The sequence below is a fragment of the Campylobacter concisus genome (assembly GCF_001891085.1).
Taxonomy (GTDB): Bacteria; Campylobacterota; Campylobacteria; order Campylobacterales; family Campylobacteraceae; genus Campylobacter_A; species Campylobacter_A concisus_O.
Map to the genome: position 1 here is coordinate 165,538 of NZ_JXUP01000001.1, position 23,358 is coordinate 188,895.

27 protein-coding genes are annotated in these 23,358 nt (G+C 37.7%); 9 read left to right on the plus strand and 18 right to left on the minus strand.

Translation table 11 applies throughout. The annotated features are described in order from the left end of the window. Positions 1 to 8: 8 nt before the first annotated feature. From clpX to TH67_RS00875, 9 genes are all read right to left on the minus strand, one after another. Positions 9 to 1,241 carry an ATP-dependent Clp protease ATP-binding subunit ClpX gene (clpX, locus tag TH67_RS00835; RefSeq protein WP_021090629.1) on the minus strand — a complete coding sequence of 411 codons (1,233 nt, stop codon included), beginning with the start codon at positions 1,239 to 1,241 and terminating at the stop codon, positions 9 to 11. Beyond that, positions 1,241 to 2,029 (minus strand): acyl-ACP--UDP-N-acetylglucosamine O-acyltransferase, encoded by a 789-nt coding sequence (gene lpxA, locus TH67_RS00840; RefSeq protein WP_054196084.1) that lies wholly within the window; start codon positions 2,027 to 2,029, stop codon positions 1,241 to 1,243. The genes clpX and lpxA overlap by 1 nt, the downstream gene beginning before the upstream one ends. A 21-nt stretch (positions 2,030 to 2,050) precedes the next feature. After that, positions 2,051 to 2,497, minus strand: coding sequence for a 3-hydroxyacyl-ACP dehydratase FabZ (gene fabZ / locus TH67_RS00845; RefSeq protein ID WP_021091063.1), 447 nt, complete (start codon positions 2,495 to 2,497; stop codon positions 2,051 to 2,053). Between the two features lie 111 nt (positions 2,498 to 2,608). Next, positions 2,609 to 3,685: an epoxyqueuosine reductase QueH gene (locus tag TH67_RS00850; RefSeq protein WP_072593939.1), complete on the minus strand. Its 1,077-nt coding sequence runs from the start codon at positions 3,683 to 3,685 to the stop codon at positions 2,609 to 2,611. Positions 3,686 to 3,713: 28 nt separating this feature from the next. Beyond that, the gene (locus tag TH67_RS00855; RefSeq protein WP_072593940.1) at positions 3,714 to 4,463 is read right to left on the minus strand and encodes an ATP-binding cassette domain-containing protein; all 750 of its coding nucleotides are present in this window, start codon (positions 4,461 to 4,463) and stop codon (positions 3,714 to 3,716) included. Further along, positions 4,460 to 5,140 carry an ATP-binding cassette domain-containing protein gene (locus TH67_RS00860; RefSeq protein ID WP_072593941.1) on the minus strand — a complete coding sequence of 227 codons (681 nt, stop codon included), beginning with the start codon at positions 5,138 to 5,140 and terminating at the stop codon, positions 4,460 to 4,462. The genes TH67_RS00855 and TH67_RS00860 overlap by 4 nt, the downstream gene beginning before the upstream one ends. Further along, complete coding sequence (locus TH67_RS00865; protein WP_072593942.1) at positions 5,137 to 5,937, minus strand: ABC transporter permease; 801 nt, start codon at positions 5,935 to 5,937, stop codon at positions 5,137 to 5,139. Before TH67_RS00865 ends, TH67_RS00860 begins: the two co-directional genes overlap by 4 nt. Then, the gene (locus TH67_RS00870; protein ID WP_072593943.1) at positions 5,934 to 6,872 is read right to left on the minus strand and encodes an ABC transporter permease; all 939 of its coding nucleotides are present in this window, start codon (positions 6,870 to 6,872) and stop codon (positions 5,934 to 5,936) included. The genes TH67_RS00865 and TH67_RS00870 overlap by 4 nt, the downstream gene beginning before the upstream one ends. Positions 6,873 to 6,884: 12 nt before the next feature. Further along, a complete protein-coding gene (locus tag TH67_RS00875; protein ID WP_072593944.1) occupies positions 6,885 to 8,417 on the minus strand; it encodes an ABC transporter substrate-binding protein in 1,533 nt (510 codons plus the stop codon). Between the two features lie 176 nt (positions 8,418 to 8,593). Between TH67_RS00875 and TH67_RS00880 the strand changes: the two genes are divergently transcribed. Continuing rightward, positions 8,594 to 11,902 carry a DUF748 domain-containing protein gene (locus TH67_RS00880; protein ID WP_072593945.1) on the plus strand — a complete coding sequence of 1,103 codons (3,309 nt, stop codon included), beginning with the start codon at positions 8,594 to 8,596 and terminating at the stop codon, positions 11,900 to 11,902. Here TH67_RS00880 and TH67_RS00885 read toward each other — a convergent pair. After that, complete coding sequence (locus tag TH67_RS00885) at positions 11,899 to 12,303, minus strand: hypothetical protein (protein ID WP_072593946.1); 405 nt, start codon at positions 12,301 to 12,303, stop codon at positions 11,899 to 11,901. The two genes, TH67_RS00880 and TH67_RS00885, sit on opposite strands and share 4 nt — an antisense overlap. Before the next feature lie 115 nt (positions 12,304 to 12,418). Here TH67_RS00885 and TH67_RS00890 point away from each other — a divergent pair, with 115 nt between their 5' ends. The 8 genes from TH67_RS00890 (at position 12,419) to TH67_RS00925 (ending at position 17,730) form a co-directional block, all read left to right on the plus strand. Further along, complete coding sequence (locus TH67_RS00890) at positions 12,419 to 12,622, plus strand: tautomerase family protein (RefSeq protein WP_072593947.1); 204 nt, start codon at positions 12,419 to 12,421, stop codon at positions 12,620 to 12,622. Then, entirely contained in the window at positions 12,619 to 13,116 is a 498-nt protein-coding gene (bcp, locus tag TH67_RS00895) for a thioredoxin-dependent thiol peroxidase (protein WP_072593948.1), read from the plus strand. The genes TH67_RS00890 and bcp overlap by 4 nt, the downstream gene beginning before the upstream one ends. Positions 13,117 to 13,125: 9 nt before the next feature. Continuing rightward, the gene (locus TH67_RS00900; RefSeq protein ID WP_072593949.1) at positions 13,126 to 13,767 is read left to right on the plus strand and encodes a thiol:disulfide interchange protein DsbA/DsbL; all 642 of its coding nucleotides are present in this window, start codon (positions 13,126 to 13,128) and stop codon (positions 13,765 to 13,767) included. A 104-nt stretch (positions 13,768 to 13,871) separates the two neighbouring features. Further along, complete coding sequence (locus tag TH67_RS00905; RefSeq protein WP_072593950.1) at positions 13,872 to 14,786, plus strand: branched-chain amino acid transaminase; 915 nt, start codon at positions 13,872 to 13,874, stop codon at positions 14,784 to 14,786. Between the two features lie 17 nt (positions 14,787 to 14,803). Beyond that, positions 14,804 to 15,922 (plus strand): prohibitin family protein, encoded by a 1,119-nt coding sequence (locus TH67_RS00910; protein WP_072593951.1) that lies wholly within the window; start codon positions 14,804 to 14,806, stop codon positions 15,920 to 15,922. 2 nt (positions 15,923 to 15,924) lie between these two features. Continuing rightward, positions 15,925 to 16,665, plus strand: coding sequence for a bifunctional phosphoribosyl-AMP cyclohydrolase/phosphoribosyl-ATP diphosphatase HisIE (gene hisIE / locus TH67_RS00915; protein WP_072593952.1), 741 nt, complete (start codon positions 15,925 to 15,927; stop codon positions 16,663 to 16,665). Further along, positions 16,649 to 17,179: a DUF2393 family protein gene (locus TH67_RS00920; RefSeq protein WP_072593953.1), complete on the plus strand. Its 531-nt coding sequence runs from the start codon at positions 16,649 to 16,651 to the stop codon at positions 17,177 to 17,179. The genes hisIE and TH67_RS00920 overlap by 17 nt, the downstream gene beginning before the upstream one ends. Beyond that, a complete protein-coding gene (locus tag TH67_RS00925) occupies positions 17,179 to 17,730 on the plus strand; it encodes a DUF2393 family protein (protein ID WP_072593954.1) in 552 nt (183 codons plus the stop codon). The genes TH67_RS00920 and TH67_RS00925 overlap by 1 nt, the downstream gene beginning before the upstream one ends. Positions 17,731 to 17,848: 118 nt before the next feature. Here TH67_RS00925 and TH67_RS00930 read toward each other — a convergent pair whose 3' ends face one another. The 8 genes from TH67_RS00930 to TH67_RS00965 form a co-directional block, all read right to left on the minus strand. Continuing rightward, positions 17,849 to 18,511 carry a hypothetical protein gene (locus tag TH67_RS00930; RefSeq protein ID WP_072593955.1) on the minus strand — a complete coding sequence of 221 codons (663 nt, stop codon included), beginning with the start codon at positions 18,509 to 18,511 and terminating at the stop codon, positions 17,849 to 17,851. Continuing rightward, on the minus strand, positions 18,508 to 19,845 hold the full coding sequence (gene purF, locus TH67_RS00935; RefSeq protein ID WP_072593956.1) for an amidophosphoribosyltransferase: 1,338 nt from the start codon (positions 19,843 to 19,845) through the stop codon (positions 18,508 to 18,510). Before purF ends, TH67_RS00930 begins: the two co-directional genes overlap by 4 nt. Positions 19,846 to 19,922: 77 nt before the next feature. Then, positions 19,923 to 20,162 carry a hypothetical protein gene (locus tag TH67_RS00940; protein ID WP_072593957.1) on the minus strand — a complete coding sequence of 80 codons (240 nt, stop codon included), beginning with the start codon at positions 20,160 to 20,162 and terminating at the stop codon, positions 19,923 to 19,925. Next, the gene (dapB, locus tag TH67_RS00945; protein WP_072593958.1) at positions 20,155 to 20,925 is read right to left on the minus strand and encodes a 4-hydroxy-tetrahydrodipicolinate reductase; all 771 of its coding nucleotides are present in this window, start codon (positions 20,923 to 20,925) and stop codon (positions 20,155 to 20,157) included. Before dapB ends, TH67_RS00940 begins: the two co-directional genes overlap by 8 nt. A gap of 308 nt (positions 20,926 to 21,233) precedes the next feature. Next, entirely contained in the window at positions 21,234 to 22,172 is a 939-nt protein-coding gene (locus TH67_RS00950; protein ID WP_072593959.1) for an NAD(P)/FAD-dependent oxidoreductase, read from the minus strand. Positions 22,173 to 22,181: 9 nt separating this feature from the next. Continuing rightward, positions 22,182 to 22,628 carry a hypothetical protein gene (locus TH67_RS00955; RefSeq protein WP_004318021.1) on the minus strand — a complete coding sequence of 149 codons (447 nt, stop codon included), beginning with the start codon at positions 22,626 to 22,628 and terminating at the stop codon, positions 22,182 to 22,184. Further along, complete coding sequence (trxA, locus tag TH67_RS00960) at positions 22,628 to 22,942, minus strand: thioredoxin (protein ID WP_072593960.1); 315 nt, start codon at positions 22,940 to 22,942, stop codon at positions 22,628 to 22,630. Before trxA ends, TH67_RS00955 begins: the two co-directional genes overlap by 1 nt. 73 nt (positions 22,943 to 23,015) lie before the next feature. Further along, complete coding sequence (locus tag TH67_RS00965) at positions 23,016 to 23,357, minus strand: YraN family protein (RefSeq protein WP_072593961.1); 342 nt, start codon at positions 23,355 to 23,357, stop codon at positions 23,016 to 23,018. Between the last annotated feature and the right edge of the window lies 1 nt (position 23,358).

The window sequence follows — 23,358 nt, forward strand, 5'->3', positions numbered from 1 at the left end:
TATTTCCTTTACGCTATTTTCTTATCGTGCTTTATTAAAATTGGCTTTGCCTTATCTTTTACAGTCTCTTTTGAGATAACAATATCATACTCTTTTAACTCTGGCAGCTCATACATTATGTCCGTCATAAGCTCTTCCATTATACTTCTAAGCCCTCTAGCTCCGGTCTTTCTCTCAATAGCTAGACTTGCTATCTCTTCAAGTGCTTCATCATCAAATTTAAGCGTAGCACCATCAATCGCACAAAGCTTTTGATATTGTTTTAGTATCGCATTTTTTGGCTCAGTTAAAATTTTCACCATATCTTCTTTTGTTATCTCGTTTAAAGTAGCTACTACGTGAAGTCTACCAATAAGCTCTGGGATGAGGCCATATCTTACTAGATCGTCTGGCTCAAGTAGACTTAGTAAATTTTCTTTTTCATTTTTGCCACGTTTTTCTTGATTAAATCCAAGTACGTTTTTACCAACTCTTCTCTCTATGATATCAAGAAGTCCGTCAAATGCACCACCGCAAACAAATAAAATATTTGTCGTATCTATCTGGATGAAGTCTTGGTTTGGATGTTTTCTGCCACCTTTTGGTGGGATGTTTACGACGCTACCTTCGATTATCTTTAAAAGTGCTTGTTGTACGCCCTCACCTGAGACATCTCTTGTGATGCTTCTATTTTCGCTCATTCTAGCGATCTTATCGATCTCATCGACAAAAACAATACCTTGCTCCGCCTTTTTCACGTCACCATTTGCAGCTTGTAAAAGCCTAGTAAGGATATTTTCAACATCCTCACCGACATATCCAGCCTCAGTTAGACTTGTGGCATCACAAATTGCGATAGGCACATCAAGAAATCTCGCCAAAGTCTGAGCCATCAATGTCTTGCCACTTCCTGTTGGTCCAACAAGCAAGATGTTTGATTTTGAAATTTCAGTATCGTCTTTGATGTCGCTTTGTTTAAAAATTCTCTTATAGTGGTTATATACGCCGACACTAAAGACCTTTTTAGCCCTGTCTTGACCGATCACGTAGTTATCAAGTACCGCTTTTAGCTCCTTTGGTGTGAGCTTTTGATACTCTATCGTTTCGTCATTTTTACTCTCTTCTACGCTAGTATCTCCATGTATCATATCGTATGCGGCTGCTATACAATACTCACATATATAGGCATTTCCTTCGATATCAGCGAGTAATCTTCTCTCGGCAGACTCTGCCTCTCCACAAAAATTACACTTTCTAGCCATTAATCTCTTCCTTTTGCAAGCGGAATTCCTCTTGTCGTTTCTAATATAAATTTACACATTTTCTTTACGTTTTCGTCGCTGGTTTTAGCGATCAGCTCGTTTGCTTGATCTTTTAGGCTAATGCCTTGATTAAACAAAAATTTATAAGCGCGAACAAGCTCTTCAACCTGCTCTTTGTCAAATCTACGTCTAATGCCGACTAAATTTAAGCTTCTTATATATGCTCTATTGCCCTCAGCTAGGCAAAATGGCACTACGTCTTGGCTTAGTGCACTTGCACCTGCGATCATGCAGCTTTCCCCAACCCTAACAAACTGATGAATAGGCGTAAGACCACCCACAACAGCGTAGTCACCAAGCTCGACGTGACCTGCCAGGGTTGCGTTATTTGCCAAAATGACGTTGTTGCCTATTATGCAGTCGTGTGCAATGTGAGAATATGCCATGATAAAGGCATTATCACCGATCCTTGTTATACCATCGCCCTTGTGCGTGCCTGAGTTTATAGTACAAAACTCACGTATAGTTGCGTGCTCTCCGATAATAACGCCGGTATCAATCTCATCTTTATAGCTGATATCTTGCGGGATATCGCCCACGATCGCATAGCTAAATACACGAGAGTTATCGCCGATTTTAGTCTTGCCAAGTACTCTTGCACCTTGCTTTATCGTGACGTTATTGCCAAGGACTGCATCTTTACTTACAAATGCATAAGCCTCGATATTTGCGTCATCTCCAATGATCGCTCCATCTTCTATAACGGCTGTTTGGTGGATATTTTTCATTGTATCTCTTTTTCTTAAAGCCTATTTATCGACTATCATCGCTTTTAGTTCAGCCTCAGCGCAAAGTGCGTCATCTACGTATGCCTTGCCTTCAAGCACCCAGATATTTCCTTTGTGTTTTAGCACGTTTAATCTATACTCTAGTCTATCTCCAGGACGGACCGGATGGCGAAATTTCGCTCCGTCTATACTCATAAAATAGACTACTTTATTCTCGATACCAGCTTGATGCTCGTCGCTCATACTCTTAAATGCTAGCACGCCACCAGCTTGCGCCATGCCTTCAATGATCATCACGCCAGGATAGATCGGGTGACCTGGGAAGTGCCCCTGAAATATCGGCTCACCAATGGTTACATTTTTATAAGCGACGATGTTTTTTGCAGGCTCTAGCTCGACAACTCTATCGATAAGCAAAAAAGGAAATCTATGTGGAAGAATTTTTTGAATTTCTACGACGTCTATCACGTTTTAGCCTTAGTAATGTAAATTTTGGCAGATTGTAACAAATTTATACTAAGAAAAAAATTATTAGCCTCTTTTAAAATCTCTGAAATTTTAGCCTTAATGGGTCTAAATTTAGCCCTCTAAAACCAAAATTTCTTCGCTGTCGTTGTAAAAAACAGCCTTTGCGTAAATTTCGTAGCTGCCCTTTTTGACCTCGTCTAAGACGATGATAGGATTTTGCGAAAACTCCCCGCATATCTGCCTACGAAATTTCATCTCAGCACCAAGCTCAAGCGGCCTTTTACAAAGCTCATCAACGCTTTTAAATTTGCTATTTGTAAATTTATTAAAGCGCTCTATGCTCATCAAAACGACACCCTCCTTTAGCTCATCATCGATCTCACAGTCGCGCTCTACATTTAGCTTTAAATTCTCTCTTTTAAAGCCAGAGTAGAGCACAAAGTAGCTTGGCACCACAGCGTTTTGAAATTTCACACTAGCGCGCAAAAGCCTGTAGTTTAAAAAGCGCCTTCTAAAAAGGTGAAATTTCTCTCCTCTCGCCTCGCAAAGGTGCACCTTTTTGTAAAGCTCAAGCCTAGCTTCAATGCTTCCATAAAGTGCCCTTGCATGTAGCTCGCTCATTAGCTCACTTTGGAGTAAATTTTGCGAGTCACGCTGCTTTTTTAGCGCAAAGACGCAGCCGCAGTAGTTTTGGTGATAGAGCTTGTCCTTTTTAGCGAGGATAAACTGCTCGCTTGTGCCGCCATTTTTTCTATAATCAACCGCAACGGCTTCTAAATTTGAGCCAGCTACCGCCTCATCAAGCGCCTTTTTAAGCTGAGAAAAGTCCTTTTTTGGGCTCATCAAAAGTGTCGTCGTGATCTTATTTAGACCAAGCTCAAGTGCCTTTTTAGCGGAGTCTTTCATACGAAAATCAAAGCAGTACTCGCACCTTTTGCCCTTTTCTGGCTCATCTTCAAGCCCCCTTGTGCCACCAAGCCACGCTTCGTAGTCGTATTCGCCGCGTATTAGCTTGATGCCTAGCTTCTCGCAGCTTCGCTTCACGTCCTCAAAACGCAGTAAAAACTCACTATATGGATGTATGTTTGGATCATAAAAATAGCCTACTATTCGTTCATTTGGATAGTCTTTTCGTAGGCGCTGTAAAAAGTAGTGGCTATCGACCGAGCAGCAGATGTGAACTAGCAAAATTTAACCTTTTTTTGCTTGCATTATATCAAAGATTATTTTTATAAATTTTTGCAGCATCGAGGTATTTTTTAAGGACATTTTGGCTTGTGAGATCTTCAAATTTACCCCACGCCACCTGCTTGCCAGCCTCGATTATTAGCACTTTTTGTGCTATCTTCATCGCACTTAAAATATCGTGCGTGATAAAAATTATGCTGATCTTTTCATCCAAGCTTAAAAGCAAATTTATGATCTTTTGCTTTGTTTCGTTATCAAGTCCGCTTGTTATCTCGTCGCAGATTAGAATTTTTGGTTTTGAAAGAAGCGCTAGCAGTATCCCAACCCTTGTCGCCTCGCCACCGCTTAGCTGTGATGGATATTTTTCTAAAATTTCATCTTTTAAATTTAAATTCGCTAGAAGCTCTTTGAGCTCATTTTCGCTAAAGCTAAGCTTAAGATATGACCTCACATGAGCGATGGCGGTTTTTACTTTTAGCGCTGGATTTAGGGCTTGTTTTTGGTTTTGCAAGATATATCTGATATCTTTTTTGAGCTCATTTTTGTCCGTGATCTCTTTGTTATTTATATAAATTTTGCCCCCGCTTTTTGGCTCGCTAAATGATATGAGCTTTGCAAGCGTGCTTTTGCCACTGCCACTTTGACCCAAAATGGCTAAATTTTCGCCATCATCAAGCTCACAACTTATCCCCTCTAAAAGGTGCAGTACTTCAGCTCTAGCGTTAAAATGCTCCTTAAAGCTTAAACTTTTTGAGACGTTTTCAAGCCTGATTTTCACGCATTTTCCTTTAAATTTAGCCGCCCATCCCTCATCTGCCAAATCTCATCACTAAGATAGCTTGTCAGCGCCTCATCGTGCGAGATAAAGATGACGCTCATCTTGCCCTTTAAGCTCTCTAAGATGCCCGCCACATGGCTAGCGCTAATGCTATCAAGCCCGCTTGTTATCTCGTCGCAGACTAAAATTTTTGGCTTCAAGCAAAGTGCTAGAGCGATCTGCACACGGCTCGCCTCGCCGCCACTTAGCTCGTATGAGTATTTGTGCCAGATGAGATTAGCATTACCCAGCCCAAACTCCCTAAAATAAGCAAATGCAAGCTCTTTGTTTGATTTATTATCGCCACCAAGATAGGCATTAAAGTGATCGCCCACGTTTAAGAGCGGATGAAGGCTGGCAACGGAGTTTTGAAAGATGAGCGCGGCGACCTTTTTTCGGTGCTCTTTTAGCTCATTTTGGCTAAGTTTTAAGATATCTTTTTTATAAATACTAAATTTATCTGCCCTCACTCTAAAATCATCATCAAAAAGCCTTATTAAACTCTTTGCAAAGAGCGATTTGCCACTGCCACTTGCACCCGTGATACCTATAAATTTGCCCTCACTCATGCTAAAATCAAACTCACACAAAAGCTTCTTATCCTTATAAAAAACGTTTAAATTTTTAATCTCTATCATATTTTTATATTGCCATTTTTTGAATTTGACGTGATGATCGAGGTTGCAAGGATGAGCAAAAAGAGCGTCACGCCAGGGAAAAGTACCATCCACCAAGAGCCCAGAAAAAGTGCCTCTTTGCTCTCATTTAGCATGATGCCAAGGCTTATTTTATTTGCGTCGCTACCCACACCAAAAAAGCCAAGTGTGGCCTCCATGACGACTGCGTTTATCGCGTTTATGCCAAAGATACTAACTATTAGATGCTTTAAATTTGGCAAAATTTCAAAGCAAATAAGGCTAAATTTACCAGCTCCATTTATTACGGCTTGCTCGGCGTAGTCGCACTTTTTATTAAGTCTAAAATTTTGCATAAAAACTTTTGCGCCCTGCATAAACGAGCAAATGGCGATGATAAAAGATGTGATAAGCAGATCTCCGCTACTAAATGAGCTAAAAAGCATTATAAAAACGATGTTTGGTATGCTTAAAAAGGCATCAAGTCCCTTGTCAAAAAGGCTCTCGCAAGCTCTGCTCTTACTCGTGCCAAAATATGCGTAGATGAGCGAGAAAAGCGTCGTTAAAAAGCCAGCAAGAAGCAAGATAAGAAGCGAGTTTTTAAGCGCGTAAGCTACTCTTATGAGATTGTCCCTACCAAGGATGTCAGTGCCAAAGATGTGTTCACCACTTGGGGCTAAATTTACCGCCATAAAGTTAGTGAAATTTGGCTCAAATTTAGAAAAAAACGGCGCCACAAAGGCAAATGTGACAAGTGCCAAAAAGACAAAGCAGGCTAGAAAAAATATGAATTTTCTCATAAATTTCTCTTATCTGCCAAGATAGCGAAAATTTTTGCTAGCAAATTTGCAAAAACGACAAAAACAGCCGTTAGTAAAATGGTCGCGAGTGCGACTGGATAGTCTTTGGCGATCACCGCATCAAGGCTAAGCTTGCCTATGCCTGGAAATGAAAAAATACTCTCAATGACATATGACCCTGCAAAAACGCCAGCCACAAGTGTGGCGAAATAATAGACTATATCTGTGCTTGCGTGCTTTATGGCAAAGAGATAAATTTTGCCACGCCCCAAGCCTCTAGCGTGAGCCGTTTGGATAAAATCAGCGTTTAGGCTTTGATTCAGCCTGTCTCTTACAAATTTCACGTTTGCGCCAAGGTGTGGTAAGATGATGGCAAGTGTTGGCAAGATGATAAATTTAGCCCCCACTCCGCTAGATCCTAGCTCGTTTGCCCCAGAGCTTGGCAGCAAATTTAGATAGACACTAAAGATCGCTATAAGCACGAGTGCGATGTAAAAATGAGGCAGTGAAGCCAGCAAAAAGGAGCTAAAATTTATAAAGATGTCGGTAAATTTGTTTTTATAAATAGCGCTTAAAAGCCCCAAGAAAAATGATAAAAAAACTATCAGAAAAAACGAAGCAAAAAATAAAATAAGCGAGTTTAAAAGCCTCTCTTTAATGAGCAAAAAAACACTTGCCCCACTTACAAAGCTAGTGCCAAAGTTTCCCGTGACAAAGTGAGCTAGCCATCTAAAATACTGCACAAAAAAGCCATCTTTTAGCCCCAAATTTTCTAAAATTTGCTCTTTTATAGCCACGCTCATCGCCTCACTTCGCAAAAACATCGCATCAGTGACGTTTCCTGGCAAAAAATATATGAGCAAAAATAGAAAAAATGAGATAAAAAACAGCAACCCAAGGCTTGAGATCGCTGTTTTTAAAATAGCTCTAGACAAAGCTTTTATCCACTATTTTACTTGCCATTCTCTTATATTCCACAAAAATCCAGCCCCATGGTGACCTAAAATTTGTGTCTTTATGCCTGAAATTTTGTTATTAAAGGCAAGCGGATAGTCAAGATAGGCTATAAAAATGTAAGGTGGGTTTTCATAAAGTGCTTTTAAAAATTCCTTATAGTACTTTTTCCTAAGCTCTGCGTCTTTTGTATATCTTGCGTTTTTTAGGGCACTATCGACGTTTTCATCCTTGTAGTGGCTAAAGTTCCAGCCATTTTCATTTACGCTCACATCGGCAAATCCGCCAAAAATTCTATATGTGTGAAAGTCCGGATCAAACGGGCTTCCCCAGCCGATCACAAAACTATCTACCTTACTTAGATCAAATGCTGTTTTTGGCTTTGCATAGGCTTTGGCTCTCACGCCAAATTTCTCAAACTCGCTGCTTAAAATTTTGGCTAGATTGACCCTTAAAACGTCGTTATTAAAGGCGTAGATATCAAAGCCAAGCTCCTTGCCATCCTTTTCAAAAAAGCCAGCCTTGTTTTTATTAAAGCCACTCTTTTCAAGTAGCTCTTTAGCCTTTTGCGGATCGTAGCTAAATTTAAACTCGCCGTCATTTGCAAAGCTTTTTTCTATCGGATTGTTCGCCACACTTGCATATCCGTGGAATAAATTTTTAACTATCTTATCTTTATTTACCGCGTAGTTTAGGGCTATCCTTATATTTTTATCTTGAAAAATAGGATCATTAAAGTTAAACATCAAAGCTCTATAGTCCGCACTTTTAAACTTAAGCAAGCTTAATTTTTTATCATCTTTTATGAAATTTACGCCGGTTGGAGAGATGAGTGCGACGTCGATCTCACCGCTTTTTAGCCCAACTAGTCTTAAATTTTCATCGCCGACAATTTTAAAAAATACCTTTTTTATCTTTGGCTCGCCCTTGTAAAATTTCTCATTTGCCACAAATTCCAAACTCTCATCTTTTTTCCATTTTACTAGCTTGTATGCGCCAGTTCCTACTGGAGCTTCGTTAAATTTATCGGTCGCGATATCTTTTCCATTTAAAATATGCTCAGGCAGCACGCCAAAACTAAGCGCATCAAGAAATGGCGGAAATGGCTCGCTAAGCGTGATCTTGACCTTATAATCCCCTAAAATTTCAACGCTTTTTACCACCTCGTAGTTTGAAATAGCTGGTGCGTTTAGCTTCTTATCTTGAGCTGCTTCAATGGTAAATTTAACATCCTCTGCGCTAAATTTCACCCCATCGTGCCAAAATGCGTCATCTCGTAGCTCAAAAACATACTCCAGCCCATCACCGCTCACCTGCCAAGACTTAGCAAGTTCAGGCACAAGCACGCTATTTTCATCGTGGCTCGTAAGACCAGAAAAAACCAGCGAAAGAGTAGGATCGTGATCCTCGTCGTAAAGTGGATTTATACGAGGTGTTTGCTCCTCGATAGCGACCACGACTTTACTCTCATTTGCGTAAAGATAGGTGCTAAACAACAAGAAAAATACGAATAAAATTTTCTTCATCACTGCATCCTTTGTTTAAAAAGTATTTGTGAAATGGTAATACGAATTTTATAAAAGTATTATTAACTAAAATGTAAATTTATACGTCTAAAAATTTGGAAATTTCTAACTAGAATTTAACCTTATTTAAAGTAAAATCAAAGTTTATTTTAGATCACTTCAAGGTAAAAATTTAAATGAATAAAAATAAAAAAATAGCCCTAATTTCAGGCATAAGTTTAGTTTCGCTTTTGCTTATTTACACGCTTCTTGGCTTTTTTGGTGTTCCTTATGCTATCAAAAATATTGCTCCAAAGTATCTAAAAGACTACAATGCAACACTTTTTGTGAAAGAGGCTAAATTTAATCCATTTACTTTTGAGCTAAACGCTACGAATGCCGAACTAAACAGCACTTCGCCACTTTTTAGCACAAAGCAAGTCGATGTCAAGCTAAAGCCATTTTCTATCTTCAAAAAGCTCATAGAAATTGATATTTTTAGACTTGATGAGCCAAGCGCAAAAATCGCAAGAACTAAGGATGCGAGATTTAACTTTAGCAACTTCATAGGTGAAGATAATGCAAGCAATGAGGATAACAGTACAAGCTCTATAAATTTTGCCCTAAATAGTGCCAAGATTATCAAAGGCTCATTTTCGTATAGCGACCAAAATCTCACAAAGCCATTTAATGTAAGCTTTGATGATATAAACTACGAGCTAAGCTCGCTAAATACGAAGAAAAATAGTGCAGGCAGCCATATTTTTGACTCAAACTCGACTCTAGCTCACAAGATCGATCTAAATGGCGATATCAAGCTAAATCCCCTAAAAATCGAAGGCAATATCAGCATAAAGAACTTTAGTATCGATCCAGTGGCGATTAGCTTTATCGATAACGACACACTAAATCTTAAAAATGCGGTCATAAATTTAGGAATAAATTACGCTTTAATTGCCGACGAGAACGCTACAAATATAAATTTAAAGGATAGCTTTTTAAATATAAAATCACTAAGCATAGATGAGGGCAAAAATGAACTAAGCCTTGGTGAGCTAGAGCTTCCAAAATTTGATCTATCAAGTAAAATAGCAGACAAGATAGATGCTAAATTAGAGTTAAATGCCATAAATTTAAGCGATGTATCATTTAAAAATGCAATAACAGCAAGCTTAAAATCACTAAATTTAAGCAATATTTCGCTTTTAGCAAATTTAAATGAAAAAAGTGAGCTAAATGCGACAGCCACACTAAATAGCATAAATGCAAATGCCCTAAAAATAGACGAAACCAGTAAAAATTTAGTAAATCTAAAAGATATAAATGCCTCAAATTTAAATGCAAATTTAGCAAATAACAAAACAGCTCTCACGCTTGAAAAAATAGCGTTTGATGGTATCAATGCCCCACTTAGTAAAAATGCGAATGCAAATGTGGCAGGGGCTAAATTCTCAAACATTAGCTTCACTCAAGATACTAATAAAAGCCTTGCAACTCTTGATGAGCTTAGTATAAATGGTATAAATTTAAAGGCAAAAAATAAAGAGATTTTAGATACCACTGATGTGCTTACAAAAACGATCAAATTTGATATTTTAAATATGGCTTTGAGTGCTGAGAGTATCGATGTAAATAGACCAAAATTTAACTCAGAGTTAAATGGTAGCGGCTTAAACGCGATAAACCAGCTTGGACTTGGTGAGAAAGAGCCAGCAAAAACAGCCAATCATCACACTAAAACCAAAAAAGAGAATACATCAGCTTCAAAAAGCAAAGAGAGTGAGTTTAAATTTGACATAAAAAATATCAATGTAAATAACGCCAATATCGCTTTGACGCACCTTTTTGAAGGCGAGAAGATCACTCATAAATTTGATAATTTGTTTGTAAAAATAGCAAATTTAAGTAGCGATTTTAGTAAGCCATTTGACGCAAAAGTGGATATGAAAAGCTCGCAAAAGCTAAATTTAGACCTAACCTCAAAGATCAAACTTGAACCAATTAATATAACTGCTAAAATCAAACTTGAAGATAAAAATTTGCCAAAATATTTTGCCTACGCAAAGCCATTTTTAGAGGCAGATCTTTCAAGTGGAGAGATGAGTGCAAACGCCGAGCTTCACTATGCAAAAGATATAAAAGCGGACGCAAAGCTTAGCGTAAAAGATATTAGATTAGATGATAAAAATAAAGAAAAGCTAATCGCGTTTAAAAGTTTAGAAGTGGATAAAATTTCACTTTTTAAAGATAATCTTGAAATTACTGGAGTTGCTTTAAATTCGCCATTTATCAAGGCTCATCTAAGCAAAGAGCGCGAATTTAATCTAAGCAAAATCGTAAAAGAAGATAAAAGCAAAGCCCAAAGTGAGCAAAAAGCTGAGAGCAAAAAGGTAGCTAGTAAAAAAGATGACGAGCTAAATTTTAGCATCAAAAATTTCTCACTTAACAGCGGCGAGGTTGATTTTTCAGATGCGTCACTATTTATGCCATTTGCTACAAAAATTTCAAATCTAAACGGCAAGCTAACTGACATCGATAAAAAACGTCCAAGTTCGGGCGAGTTTAAAGGCACAGTTGGTAAAAACGGTTTTTCTCAGATTACAGCAAAATTATTTCCTTTTGAGCTAAAGCAAAATACCGATATTAAGCTTGATTTTAAAGACATCGATCTAATCGATATAACGCCATATAGCGGGCAATTTTTGGGTTATAAAATAAAAAAAGGTAAGTTAAATTTAAATCTAAATTATAGCGTTGTTGATTCAAAATTAAACGGCTCAAATCTTATAAATTTTGACACACTCACACTTGGAGAAAAGGTTGATTCAAAAGATGCTGTAAATTTGCCACTTTCGCTTGCTATATCGATATTAAGCGATCAAAATAATCAAATAAATATCGACCTACCAGTTGAAGGAAATTTAGACGATCCTGACTTTAAATATGGCGGTGTCATTTGGGCTGCTGTTAAAAAACTCTTTGCAGACATTACGTTAGCTCCGTTTAGATTTTTGGGTAATGCTCTAGGGCTTGGCGGCAAGGATCTTAGCTCTATTGATTTTCTTGCTGGAAGTAGCGAGCTAATAAGCTCAGAAGTACCAAAAATAGCTGATTTTATAAAATTAACTACTGCAAAGCCTATGATGAAACTTAGCATCACGCCTACTTACTCCGAAATAGATGTGCTCTACTTTAAAGAAAAAAAGCTTGATCAAAAGATAAATCAAATAATCGCCTCAAGTGGCAAAGATTATATCATTGTGCTAAATTCTCTCGTTCCAAACGCTAAAGATAAAAGCGATAAAGCCTTAAGAGAAGAGGCAATAAAAGCTATCGAAGTGGATAAGGAAAAGCTGGTTGAGCTAGCAAATGAGCGTGCAAATGCAGTAAAAGAAGCACTCATAAAGGCTGGGCTTGAGACTGGTCGCATAAATGTAAATGATGCAACAAGCTCAGAGCCTAAGCAAAACACCTACACAAGCGTGCTTATGGGAGTGGCAAACTAAATTTCATTTATCTCGCTGCTTCTTGCGTTGTAAACAAACCAGCTAAGAAGCATAAGCATCATGAATGCGCCAAAAACTAGGCTTGCGTAAAAATATAAGCTAAAGCCTTCGCCTAGTAAATTTGCATTGTGAAGAGCGATCATAACGCCAGCAAGTGAAATTAAATAGCCAATTAGCTTGATGATAAAAATTTTTGGATTTATAAGGATGAGTAAAAGCCCGCAAAGCATGACACCAAGGGCTATTTGTAAATTCAAAATGTCAGCTTGAGCACTTGAGACAAATGTCAAAAAACCAAGCAAAAATATGACTAAAACCATCAAAATAGCATAAACCGCTCTGTTTCGTCCAAAGCTATACATAAAGCAAACAAAGCCTTTGTTATGTTTGTTGTAGTCCATTTTTCGCTCCTATGTAACAAGTTTTTGTATTTTAATGCCAAATTCTTAAATAAAGGCTTTAATCTGAAATTTCACTCATTTTGGCTAATATTTTACATCTTAAAAAGGAGCAACAATGCCTTATGTTAATATCAAAATAGCAGGCCCAGAGCCGACAAAAGAGCAAAAAGATCAAGTTTTTAAAGAGGTGACTGAGACGCTTGTAAGAGTGCTTGGCAAGAAAAAAGAGGCGGTGATGATTTTCATAGAAACTCACGACGCTAGCAACATCGGCGTAGGTGGCGAAAGCGTAGAAGATAAGAGAAAGGGGATGAAATGAGCGAATTTAGCAAAGCAGATATGGAGAGAAAGATAACGCTTGAAGTTGGCGACAAAGCGCCAGAGTTTGAAGCGCTAAATCAAGACGGCGTAAAGGTCGCATTAAAGGACTTTATAGGCAAAAACGTGGTGCTTTACTTCTACCCAAAAGACAACACTCCAGGCTGCACGACTGAGGCTTGCGAATTTAGCGCAAACTACGATCAGTTTATCAAAAATGACACAGTTATAATCGGCGTTAGCCCAGATAGTGTGAAGTCGCATGTGGGCTTTATCGCAAAGCAAAATTTAAAGCACATTCTATTAAGCGATGAGGATAAAGAAATTTCAAAGCTTTACGGCGTTTGGCAAGTTAAGAAAAACTACGGCAAAGAGTATCTTGGTATCGCAAGAAGTACATTTGTGATCGGCAAAGACGGCAAGATAGTTAAAATTTACAAAAGCGTAAAAGCCAAAGACCATGCCGCAAAAGTGCTAGCTGATCTTGTAAAATAAGGAGCAAAGATGAAGCTTATAAAAATGCTAATTTTAAGTGCATTTTTTGCGCTAAATTTATCAGCACTGACTGAAGGCGTGGAGTATCAAACTCTAGCAAAACCGCTTAATGTGTCTAAAAACTCGGTAGTTAAGGTCTTTAGCTACGACTGCCCACACTGCTATAAATTTGACCGGACTATCACAAAAAAGCTGATGTCAAAGCTTGAAGATGTGAAATTTATCCCATATCATCTAAGCACAAAAGGCAAACTTGGCGAGACCGCGAGTAAAATTTTTGCCGCTCTTATATCGATAGATGAGGCAAATGGCACTGATCTACTAAGCGATGAGTCAAAATTTAAGCAAGCAAAATTTGCGATTTATAAAGCAAGACATGATGAAAAAGATGATTTTGATGATGGCAAAGACAAAGAGAGATTTATAAATTTAGCCCTTAAAGCAGCTCACGTGAGCAAGGACGACTACGAAAAAGCACTAAATAGCGACCGAGCAAAAGAGCTTTTAGATGCATGGTTCGCCTCTTATGATGTTGCTAGCATTAGCGGCGTGCCAGCTTTTGTGGTAAGTGGCAAATACTTAATAAATTTAAACGCAGCTTCATCAATAGATGAGATGGCAAAGATCATACAAGAGCTTTTAGATAAGTAGTTTTGGCGGGTAATATCTGCAAATTTTGGTCTTAGAAATGTAAATTTAAAGCAATTTTAGATAAACTCAGACCAAAATTTCTAAGAAAAAAGAAAGGTTTAACAATGAATGCTTCAGAATTTATCTGGATGGATGGAAAATTAGTTAAATGGGACGATGCAAAAGTACACGTTCTAACTCACTCTTTGCACTACGCTAATGCCGTATTTGAAGGCACAAGAGCTTATAAAACAAAAAAAGGTCTAGCTATTTTTAGACTCCAAGATCACACAAAAAGGCTTTTAAGATCAGCAAAAATGACCGTTTTAAATGTACCTTACACCGAGGAAGAGCTTGAAAAAGCGCAAATAGAGCTTCTTCGTGCAAATAAATATAATGGCAATGTTTATATCCGCCCACTTATATTTTTAGGATACGGCGTAATGGGCGTAGCTCACACAAAAGCACCAGTGCAAACCGCTATCGCTTCATGGGAATGGGGTGCTTATCTTGGCGATGAAGGCCTAGAAAAAGGCATCAGAGTTAAAATTTCAAGCTTTGCCAAACTCGCACCTGCTGCTCAAATGAACAGAGCAAAAGCTAGCTCAAACTACCTAAGCTCACAAATGGCAAACTACGAGGCAAAAGAGGCTGGATACGACGAGGCGCTACTTCTTGATAGCGAGGGCTTTATAGCTGAAGGTCCGGGTGAGTGCTTCTTTATCGTTGAAAATGGCGTTTTAATCACTCCGCCAAACGACAATAGCCTACTTAGCATCACTCAAGATACAGTCATAAGACTTGCTCACGATCTTGATATCGAAGTAAGAAGAGAGCGCATCACAAGAGATCAGGCATATACAGCTGACGAGGCATTTTTCACAGGAACAGCAGCTGAAGTAACACCGATAAATAGCATAGATAACCGCATTATCGGCAACGGAGCTAGAGGCGAAGTGACAAAGAGACTACAAAAAGCTTATTTTGACGTAGTTTATGGACTAAATAAAAAATATGAATCATTTTTAACATATATTTAAAAATTTAAAGGAACGAAATGCCCGCTGATTTAAACGATTATTTCAATAAAAAAAAGCCAGGTAATGACAACAGAGGCTCAAGTCAAAATAGCGACAAAGAGCCGCCTTTCAAAAAGGACTTTAAAATTCCAAATTTACCAAGTGGTTTTGGTAAATTTGGAGCACTTGCCTACATTGTAATTGCAATTATTGCTATTTTTGCTATCACTCAGCCATTTAAAGTGATTCACTCAGGCGAAGTTGGTATTAAGTCTACAGCAGGTAAATACGAGCCAAATCCTTTGCAACCAGGCTTTCACTTCTTTTTACCTTTTATCCAAGATATCATCATCGTGGACACCAGAGTTAGAATCATAAACTATACTTCTGGCGAGGATATGGGCGAATCAATGCAAAAATCATATCAAGGCGTTGGTGCTGGAATTTTACGTAAAAATTCTATTTCAGTACTTGATGCTAGAAATTTGCCAGTTAGCATTGATATTACTGTGCAATACCGTTTAAATCCAGAAAACGCCCCTCAAACTATTGCCTCTTGGGGTCTTAGCTGGGAGAGCAAGATAGTTGATCCTGTCGTTCGCGACGTGGTTCGCAGTATCGCTGGTAAATATACAGCAGAAGAGCTTCCAACAAAGAGAAACGATCTAGCAAGACAAATCGATGATGGCATAAGAAAAGACATCGACTCTCAGCCAAATAAGCCAGTTGAGCTTTTAACAGTGCAGCTTCGTGAGATCATCTTGCCTTCAAAGGTAAAAGAGCAGATCGAGCGCGTCCAAATCGCTAAACAAGAAGCTGAAAGAACAAAATACGAAGTAGAAAGAGCAAATCAAGAAGCCTTAAAACAAGCCGCACTTGCAGAAGGTACCGCTAAAGCTGCTATCATCGAGGCAAAAGGTAAGGCTGATGCCATTAAAATCGAGGCTGACGCAACTGCGTATGCGAACAAAGAGGTCGCAAAAAGTGTCGATCAAAATCTACTAAATTTAAAGCAAATCGAGACGCAAAATAAATTTAACGAAGCTCTAAAAGAAAACAAAGATGCTAAAATTTTCTTAACACCTGGTGGAGCTGTGCCAAATATCTGGCTGGACGCAAAAGATAAAGCAAGAGCTAGCTCAGTAAGCGAGAGATAAAAATGAATAGCGTAACAAAAAGTATAGACTGGCAAAAGGTTGGCGGATTGCTTCCAGTAGTGGTTTGCGATCATGCCACAAATGAAGTTTTAATGCTTGCTTACATGAACGAAGAAGCATTAAATTTAAGTCTATCTAGCCGTTACGCTCACTACTTTTCACGCACTAAAAATAGAATTTGGAAAAAAGGCGAAGAAAGTGGCAACACTCAGGAGATAAAGGCTGCTTTTTTAGACTGCGACAACGATACTTTGCTTTTAAAGGTGATTCAAAACGGCGGCATAGCTTGTCACACTGGAGCAAGGTCGTGCTTTTTTAATGAGATAAATTTGCATGATGGCAAAATTTTAGATACAAAAACTGAAGTCAAAAAAATAAATTATGGCGTACTTGACGAGCTTTACCATGTGATAGAAGATAGAAAGCTAAATGCTAACCCTGAAACTTCATATGTGGCAAGTCTTTTTAAAAAAGGTGAAAATCAAATTTTAAAGAAAGTTGGCGAAGAGGCTGGCGAATTTATAATGGCCGCAAAGGATCTTAGTTTCGCAGAAAACTCAAAGCAAAATGAGCAAAAAGCAAAAGATGATCTGATCTATGAAGCAGCCGACCTTTGCTTTCATGCACTTGTAGCACTTTCAGCCCATAATATCCATCCAGATGCTGTAAAAAACGAACTTGCAAGGCGTTTTGGTATGAGCGGCATTGAAGAGAAAAGATCGCGAGATGTTAAACAGCATTAAGCACAACTTGCTTTTTGTATTGCAAAATGCAAAGCTCATTGATTTTCTAACCTATGGCTGGATATTTTTAGCATTTATACTAATTGTGCTTTTAGGGATTTTTATAGCGATAAAGTCGTGGTGGCAGATAGGATTTTTATTTATTCTAGCTGGTTTTTTCGGACTTTTTGTAGGTAATTACTACGCGAACAAATATATAAATGAAAATTTAAGACCAGTTAGCATAAGCAAAATAACCACCAAGCAGCTTCAATATGTTGATGCACTAATGGTTGATTTTAATATTACAAATAATTCAAATAATGCACTTAGTATCTGTAAAATCGAGCTTGACTTCTATCTAAGCTCAAGGCAAAATACGAAAGATTTTTTTAACTCACTTAATCCATTTGCTAGAAAAAGAATCATCTTAAACGAGGAATTTTTGCCAAAGCAAAGCATTGAGGTTAAAGATTTTATCAATGATTTCGCATTTATAGACTACAATATCTCTAAAAAAGTGGAGTGTTTTTGATGAGCTCAGCATATTTTACGATCGTTCATATTATCGTTCTTTTTGCGATTGCTCTGCTTTCCATTTTGTTTCTTGTTCTTTCACTTAGAGCTGAGCGAAAGTTATTTTTATCACTATTTTTTACAAACATTCTAATCTCAACCACACTTGCTGTTTTTTTGATGCTAGTGCTTGATAAATACACAAAAAAAGGCATGCTCGAAAATGTAAAAAGTGAGCGAATTTTGCGAAATGAAAGTATTGTTTTTAAGGGACAAGTGAGAAATATTGGTAAATTTACAATTAGTAACTGCACACTGACAGTCAAACTAATCAATCAACCGCTAAATAAAAATGACCTTGGCGGTGAAGCATTTTTTAAGCCAAGTGGGCTTTCATTTTTCTCATGGATTCTTGGCACAGATAAGGATGAGAGGCCAAATACGGTTGAATATAAATTTGATGTAGCCAAAAATTTACCAAAGCAAAAAAGCACACCATTTACCGTATATATGCCATATCCGCCTTATTTTAAAAACGGCATGAATATCACAAAACTAAATTGCTACTAATCAAATTTAAAGCAAATTTTTACAAATTTCATAGGATAAATTCTAAGTCTTAGTTTGATTTTAGATTAATTTTTTCTTTTTAGTATCTGCAATAAACACTAATTTCTAAGCTAAAGACTTAAAAAGTACAAAGTATGTCAAGTAGCCTACCCAATTTTTGTAGGTCATTTAAAAAGAGTTGCTTTGTTTTTTGTGTAAATTCTTTTGCTTCTTCTAGGATTTTAGTCTCGGCTATATTATAAACAAACTCTTTTTTTAAGATCTTTGCACCTTTTTTATAAAAGAAATTTGCCTCTATTAAGCTTGCAAAAAAGCTATCATCTCTTAAATAGTAGTTTGTTGCTACATTTACATGCACTGGCTTTTGTAACAAAAAATCACCGCAAACACTATTTTTTGAGCTAAATTTAACACTCTCAAGCACATCAGGCCTTATCTCATAAAATTTTATCTCATTAGCTTTTTTTAAAGCTAGTATATCGCTTGATTTATTTAAATTTATAGAGCTATTATTTACTTCAAGTACATTTATAGTACCCTTTGCAAGCGAATAAGCATTTAAAATTTTATCTTCTGCTAAAAAATTTACTACACCAAAAAATGGCACACTAGCATTTTGTTCTGCGAAATTTTGAACGGTTTTTATTTGTAGCTGCTGTTTTGTGCCATTTATCTCATAGTAGCTTACGTAAATAGAAATTTCATCTTTTTTGCTTGGACTCTTTTGTGAGCAACCACTAAAAAATATTGCAACAAGCAAAAAAATGGCTAAATTTTTCACTTTATGAAATAGTCACCATCAAAGCTTACAAGCGAATATTTTCGCTCATTGCCGATACTTTCTTTAAGTTCATCTATGCTTAAAAATTCTAAGCTATCTGCACCGATATATTCTCTTACTTCTTCTGCATTTTTTTTAGAGCTTATTAACTCTTCAAAGCTTGGCGTATCGATACCATATCGCTCAGGGTATTTAAGCTCAGGACAAGCGACTCTAAAATGAATCTCTTTAGCGCCCGCATGTCTTAAAAGATCAACCACCTTTTTTGAAGTAGTACCGCGAACGATACTATCGTCGATAACAACGATACTTTTACCTTTTAGAACCGATGACATCGGGTTAAGTTTTAGCTTGACTTTTAAATTCCTCATCTCTTGGCTTGGCTCGATGAAGGTTCTACCCACATAGTGGTTTCTAGTGATAGCTAGCTCAAATGGGATTTTGCTCTCATTTGCGTACCCAAGCGCTGCTGGTACTCCGCTATCTGGTACAGGTACGACAAAATCAGCTTTAATTTTGCTCTTCTTAGCTAGTACTTCACCCATTTTTTTTCTAACTTCATAGACACTTTTACCTTCTATCACGCTATCTGGGCGAGCAAAATAGATATATTCAAATGCACATATTCTAGGATCTGGCTCATAAATTTGAATGCTTTGAAACTCACTTTTTCCATGTTCAAAAACTATCATCTCACCAGGCCTAATATCTCTTATAAAGCTAGCCCCCACAAGATCAAAAGCGCAAGTCTCGCTAGCTACGATATATCCACCATCTTTTAGCTTGCCAAGGCTTAGTGGCCTAACACCCCAGCGATCTCTTATGGCAAAGGTTTTATGACGTGACTGGATAAGCAGACAATAAGCACCTTTTATCTTATCAAGTGCCGCGATAATACGGTCCTGCAAGTGTTCACTATGATTTCTTGCGATTAGATGGATGATATTTTCAGTATCCATATTTGTCTGAAATATCGCACCATCTTTAATAAGCTCATCTCTAACCTCATCTTTATTTACCAAATTTCCATTATGGACTATCGAAATCTGCCCCAAAGAGTAGTTGGCAGCTATTGGCTGGGCATCACGACCTGAGTTTTTACCAGCCGTTGCATAGCGGTTGTGACCGATCGCCATATCGCCTTTTAGCGATCTTAAAATTTCTTCATTAAAAACCTCTGTAACTAGTCCATTACCCTTGTGAGTAGAAATTTCTCCGTCATCACAAACACTAATGCCACTCGCCTCTTGACCGCGATGCTGCATAGAAAATAACGCATAATAGGCAGTCTTTGCTGCATCTTTAGAATTTATAATACCAACTATTGCACACATTTTTTTCCTTTAGTTTTCATCATCTTTGTAAATTTCAAGAACATTTTTGTAGTTAAACTTGATCTCATTGCCAGCATTTAAACAGCCTTTTGAAATAGTTCATTGTCTAAAATGCCGGTAAATTCGCCGTTATTTGTCTCGCTAACGACCACCCACATGAGCTCAACCTGAGCAAACTCATCATCTTCAAATCTAAACATAAGCTTTACTATATCGCCAGTTCTTAAATTTTGGCGCTTTTCACGCTCCAGCAGGTAGAATTTATCAACAAGTTCTAGCTTGTAGTTCTCTACATCATCAAGCCCAAATTTAATCATCAAGCCCTAAGCTATCGTCTATCGAGTAAAGGCCACTATTTTGATCTTTTAGCCAAATAGCAGCCCTGATCGCGCCTTTTGAAAAGGTTGCCCTACTCGTTGCGGTGTGATTTAGCTCAATAAACTCGCCGTCATTATAAAAGCCAACCGTGTGGCGACCGACCACATCTCCACCACGAAGTGCCATAACTGCAATCTCGTCCTTGCTTCTTTCGCCCACCATGCCAGCTCTACCAGTGACTAAAACATCTTTTAAATTTAGATCCCTAGCCTCAGCCACGCAGCCAGCCAAGGTCATCGCAGTGCCACTTGGAGCATCTTTTTTATGCCTGTGGTGCTGTTCGACGATCTCTATATCAAATTCCCTTAATGTTTTTGAGGCAATCCTTGCAAGGCGGTTTAGTAGAGCTACGCCCAAACTCATATTTGTTGCATAAAGAATAGGCATAGCTCCAGATGCTAAATGGAGTAAGTTTTTATCTTCGTCATTTAACCCGGTCGTACCGATAACTAGTGGTTTTGGATTAGTTCTAGCGTAGTTTAGTAGTGCTACTGTAGCCTCTTTTTGGCTAAAGTCGATTATCACATCGCATGCTTCAAAAAATTTAGCAAAGTCATTTGTCAAAAGTTCGCTATTTAAATTTTCAACCTCATTTTTTTGGCTAAAAGCGACGCTTAAAGTGGCGTCTTTTTCATCTTTTAAACAAGAGATGATGCTTTGAACCATCTTGCCGCTAGCGCCGTAAAGTCCTATTTTTACCAAAATTTATCCTTTGATTTTTGGGTGAAATTTAACATAAAATTTATTATAGAGAGATTACGAAATGGCTTTTGAAAAATAGCTACTTTAGGCAAGAATTTAATTAAAATTAGCATTTTGGTAATTATTAGACGCACCCACTTTGCCTATTTTATGCAAAAAGGCGGCTAAGCTCTGTCTTAGAGTTATTTTCTTTTAAAAAAAGTGTTCTAATAAGCCTAAAAATCAAGCATTTTAAAAATACAAATTTTACTAAAAAGGTTTATTTTTAAAAGAGAAATTTAGCCAAAAAATTTGGCTAAATTTGAGTATTAATGCAAGCTTTCTATGTAGCTCATAGCGCTAAGTGCAGCCACAGCGCCGTCACCTGCTGCTACGATGACTTGCTTTGGAGCATCCTCTCTGATGTCGCCTGCCACAAAGAGACCTTTTAGGCTAGTTTGCATTTTAAGGTTTGTCTTGACCTGTCCGCCATCAGCCATTTCGCAGATAAATTTGCCGTTTTCATCTTTTAAAATTTCGTTATTTACATTTAGTCCGACAAAGGTGAAAATGCCCGGCACATCAAGCACGCGCTCGCCATTTTTGGTATCAAGCATGATCTTTGTTAGACCCATTTTATCGCCAAGTGCCTCTTTTATCGTTGCGCTTGTTATAAACTCGATCTTTTCATTTTTTCTAGCTTTTTCAACGGTGGTTGGTGCTGCTCTAAACTCGTCACGTCTATGGATAAGATAGACTTTTGAGCAGATATTTGCTAGGTAAAGTGCCTCTTCAACGGCTGTGTCGCCACCGCCAAGAACAGCTACCTCTTTATTTTTGTAAAAAAATCCATCGCATGTTGCGCATGTGCTAACACCTTTGCCAAAGAACTCATCCTCGCCTTTAAAGCCAGCACGTCTTGGAGTTGAGCCAGTTGCTACGATGACAGCCTTTGCCTGCTCGCTCTTACCGCCCTCAAGTAAAATTTCAAAGCTACCGTCGCTGTTTTTTCTAACACCAACGACGTTTGCCCACTTATGAACTAGTCCAAATGCACTACACTGCTTCCACCAAGTGCTCATAAAGTCAAAACCGCTCTCGCCAGGGGCTTTTTGGCCTGGGTAGTTTTCTATCTCTGAGCTAGAGGTGATCTGACCGCCAGGCTCGCCTTTTTCAAACATTACAACATTTTTTAGTCCGCCTCTAGTGGCGTAAAGTCCGGCGCTTAGTCCTGCTGGACCGCCTCCGATGATCGCTAAATCAAGCATAAATTTCCTTTATTCTAAAACATTTATGGACGAATTTTGTTTGTAAATTTCGCCCCTTTGATGAACTATCTCAACACTACTAGGAAGCTTCGTGATGCTTAAATTTCGCATAAGCTCTAGGACTGTATTTATATCTGAGCTTATGTATTTTAGTGTTGAGTTTGACTCATATCTTTTTTGAAAGATATCGATTGCCACAACTGTTTCATTTTTGGTTGGTAAAATTTCGTCTAATTTTGATTGATTTGAACTGAAGATTAAAAGCGTGTATTTTGGCTCTTTTGGAGTGAAAATTTCGCTTTTTTCGTAAAAAACTAGCTTCGCAAAATCAACAAATTTATATTGTGAAAAACGATAGTTGCTATACGCAAATGCAGCTGCTATCATAGCTGCACCAAAAAATGAACCAAATATATATGTAAGAGGAAGCAGACTTCCTCTTCTTTTTTCGCTCATTAAAGAAGCGAATTTAGTTTGTCAGTTAGGGCTTGTTTTGACTGCGCACCGACCATTTGCTCAACTAGCTCGCCATTTTTGAAAAATAGCAATGTTGGGATCGATCTGATGCCAAACTCAACTGCAAGATCTTGTACTTCATCAGTATTTACCTTGCAAATTTTCGCTTTGCCCTCAAAGCCTTCAGCAAGCTCTTCGATCACTGGAGCTAGCATACGGCAAGGTCCGCACCATGGAGCCCAGAAATCTACTAGAGCAACGCCTTCTTTTGTTACATCAAAATTTTCTTTTGTGAGTTCGATGTATTTTCCCATTTGTTCTCCTTATTTTCAAGATGTGGCAATTATACAAAATCAAATCTAAATTTTAGCTAAATAATAATTTTTATTATAAACTAATATTTTCTATTAGTTCTAAATTTTCATTTTTTATGACAACTAAATCGACTTGAAAATCTCTATTTGGCTCATTTTTCATCATATAAAAATTTATAGTTTTTAAAATTTTTATATATTTTGCCTTATTTAGTCTATACTCTGCTTCATATTCTCCGCTAGTTGCTTTTACCTCTATGAAGTGTAAAATTTTATCACTACTTAGTGCGATAATGTCGATCTCACCAAATTTAGAGTGAAAATTTCTCTCTAAAATTATAAAACCAAGCTTTTGTAAAAATTCACACGCCCTATCTTCTGAGCTTTTGCCAAAGAGATACTCTTTTAACCCCAAG